The organism is Apilactobacillus timberlakei (assembly GCF_002993965.1).
Taxonomy (GTDB): Bacteria; Bacillota; Bacilli; order Lactobacillales; family Lactobacillaceae; genus Apilactobacillus; species Apilactobacillus timberlakei.
In genome coordinates this window covers 1-1,256 of record NZ_POST01000017.1, presented here as the reverse complement: position 1 = coordinate 1,256, position 1,256 = coordinate 1, and the positions used below count along the sequence as shown (strand labels likewise).

The 1,256-nt window shown below is 36.0% G+C and carries 1 protein-coding gene; it reads right to left on the bottom strand.

The window, feature by feature from the left end:
* A partial coding sequence (locus tag C7N71_RS07980; RefSeq protein WP_105988562.1) for a phage tail tape measure protein occupies nt 1-1,256 on the bottom strand: 1,256 nt, incomplete at both ends.

The window sequence follows — 1,256 nt, the reverse complement described above, 5'->3', positions numbered from 1 at the left end:
GACTTAGAAAAGTTTGAGCAAACGCTTGAATCCTTTAAATCAAAATCGGTGGAAAATGCTTTATTTTTTGATGCCCTATTTGACATTTTTCCGGTAACTGTATTTATACTTATGAAATTACCAGTTTGCATTTTTCCAGATTGTCTAACCATTGAGTTAGTCATGGTGTTAGACATTGGAGTTTGAAATTGCTTTCTCACCCAGCCTAATGAAGTAGCTACACCTTTAATTGCTTTAGCAATTCCACCAAAAACAAGCGTAACTGGAGCAATACCAGCAACAAACACACCACCATAAGCAATTAGTTTTTTAAACCAACTAGGTGAATCAGCTAATTTGGCAATCATGTTGCTCATACCCTTAGTTAGTCCAGTTATATTAGGCAATAATTCATTAGCAAAAGTAATGTTCAGATCACTTAATGCTGCTTGGAATTTCTGTGTTTGCACTTTAGCAGTGTCCATATTTTTAGCGGACAATTCAGCAATGTATCCTTTACCACCATGCATGTTTTGAGCATTCTGAACTTGTTTATTTAAACCTTTTAAGTCTTTAACATGTTCAGATAAAATTGTTGCCGAGTTTTGAGCAGTTTGACCAAATAATGCATTGAAAATTGCCCCACGATTAGTAGGGTTCATTCCTTTCATATGATCATTTAATTTACTAAAAACGTCTTGTAATGATAGAAGATTGCCTTTACCATCTCTAAAGTCTTGAGCAGTTAGTCCTAATTGTTGCATAGCAGTAACCGCCTTGCCCTTTTTAGGTGGAGCAACTAACCTATCTAAGATTTGTCTCAAACTTGTTCCTGCAATGCTTGCATCAATATTTGAATTAGAAAGTACACCCAATGCACTAGACGTTTCACCGATACTTTGTTTAGCACTATGGGCAGCAGAACCAGTATATTTCATGGCATCGTTCATACCTTTAAAATCAGTAGCAGTTAGATCCGCCGCATAACTTAATTGGTTCAATACTTTCTTTGTGTTATAAGTCATTTGATTAGTATTTTTACTTTTTAATCCAAATGCTTCTAACGCACCAGCAGCACCAGTTACAACATTGGAGTAATCGTCTCCAGAAGCTAGCGAGGCTTGTAAGAATTGCTTTTGCGTAGCTAATGATTGATTAGTATCATAACCACGGCGAGTTAGTTCTTCATATCCAGCAGATAACTTCTTTTGCGAAACACCATATTGGAGTGAATATTTTTCACCTTGCTTACGCATTTCATTAACATTCTTTTGAGC